The organism is Sulfurovum sp. (assembly GCF_049668085.1).
Classification (GTDB): domain Bacteria; phylum Campylobacterota; class Campylobacteria; order Campylobacterales; family Sulfurovaceae; genus Sulfurovum.
Window position 1 is genome coordinate 1 of the sequence record NZ_JBATIY010000161.1, and the last position, 2033, is coordinate 2033.

General features: G+C 32.1%; 1 protein-coding gene and 1 pseudogene. Both read left to right on the plus strand.

Features of this window, described 5'->3' with window-relative positions; genetic code table 11:
- Nucleotides 1–247: pseudogene (locus tag WBM70_RS09920) on the plus strand (DNA polymerase IV); the annotation flags it as partial.
- Nucleotides 248–560: 313 nt separating this feature from the next.
- A partial coding sequence (locus WBM70_RS09925; protein WP_424558353.1) for a diguanylate cyclase domain-containing protein occupies nucleotides 561–2033 on the plus strand: 1473 nt, incomplete at its 3' end.

The window sequence follows — 2033 nt, forward strand, 5'->3', positions numbered from 1 at the left end:
GGATAGAATGTTTTCGGAGACACTTTTTAAATCGATACTATCTGAAATGTATGACGAGATAGTACATCTAAATAAAAGCGTTATTAAACTTACACTCAATGTTTCAAACTTTAGCACGCAACACAAAAAAACATTTTCGCTTATGAATATTGATGAGGATATAGATAATCATACATTAAGTATAGAGATACAAAAACTCAGAGAACGTTTTGGACTGGATATCATAAAGACAGCAGATGAACTGTAGTTTATAGATTAATACAAGGGAATATTAGTATAATCAAAATATGAATTACTTAAATATAATATTGAAAATATCTAATTTAAAACTAATAGATAAAGTAATAGTTTCAAACTTATATTCATTATCACAAAAAAGTATTATTGCTACCATATTTCTTTCTACACTTCTCACATATTACCTCTACCCTATGTTATCTTATGCTATTGTCTTGTGGAATATTGCTGTTGTATCTGTCTTAGTGATACGATTATATCTTGTCAATGATTTTCAAAAAAATGAACAAAAGCATACGATCAAAAAATGGTATAGAATATTTGTGTTTTTTACTTTTCTCACAGCATTTCTTTTTTCACTGCTTGGTTCTATCTCTCTATTTTATCTAGATGATGTGCATCAGATTTTTATTATTGCTGTGATGATCGGTTTTACATCAGGTGCCATGAGTTCTTTATTTCCGGATATCCGTATAGTGGCAGGATATATGAGTATTATATTGTTACCCCTCATTACAGTATTGATATTTTTGCCAACATCAATGCATACAGTATTGGCAGTATTGGTGATGTTATATTTAGTAATGCAGAGCATGGTCATTTTAAATTCATACAGGCAGAGTGTTGATCTTGAGATACAAAAAGAAGCGTTTTCGAAAGAGCAATTAAAGTATCATAAAAAAGAAGAAGAGTTAGAGTTCTTTTATGAACAGGCTCCTATCGGGATCTTTTCTTATGACACCCAATTAAATGTCAAAGATTGCAATCAGGCTTTTTTAGAACTTTTTGGGTTGAAAAAAGAAGAGATAATAGGCAGAAATTTAGCCGACCTTCCAGATAAACGTTCTCTCGCAACAATTAAAAATGCCCTTGTAAAAGGTGCCCAAATATATATTGGCCCGTATCTGTCTATAAAAGGTTTTGAATACTGGGTCGAAGCCAAATGTTTTCCTCTTTTTGATAATGATCAGAATACAGTGGGTGCCATTGGACTTATAGAGAACAAGACAAAAGAACATAGTGCTGTAAAAGATCTAGAATATCTAGCACAGCATGACACTTTAACCTCTCTTTTAAACAGAAGAGGACTAAAGGAGTATATGAATAAATTTATGCAATCAAAAAAACATAAAGATTTTTATTCACTTTTTGTTTATCTTGATCTGAATAAATTTAAACATGTGAATGATTCATTGGGACACAAAATAGGTGATCAGCTACTGGTAGCTATAGCAGATCGTTTAAAGGTATTTATAAGTGAAAATTGTACGGTTAGCAGATTTGGTGGAGATGAATTTATTGTGATATCTCCATTTATCGCCCAAAATGCTTCTGATGCTGAAAGGCAATCAAAAGTGTGTATTGATAAAATTCAAAAAGCGTTTCTAGAGCCTTTCGCTATTGATGACATGTCTTTATCTATCAGTACAAGTTTGGGCGTTGTTATTATTGAACCAGGTGCTACCAATATTGATGAAATTATACGCTATGCGGATATTGCGATGTATCAGGCAAAAAAGAGTTTCAGTGAACATCCTTCTTTTTACGATACAGAGTTGGATAAAGAACGAAAAAAACTTTTTATTTTACAACATGATCTTGTACATGCATCGAAGAAAAATGAATTAAAGTTTTATTTACAGCCTTTAGTAACCATGGAAAAAGATACTTTGGTCGCAGCAGAGTGTCTTTTACGGTGGGAACATCCTGTATTAGGGTTATTATCTCCAAATGAATTTATTCCCATGGCGATTGAAACAGGACTTATCTCTGATGTGACTTGGTGGGTGATAGAA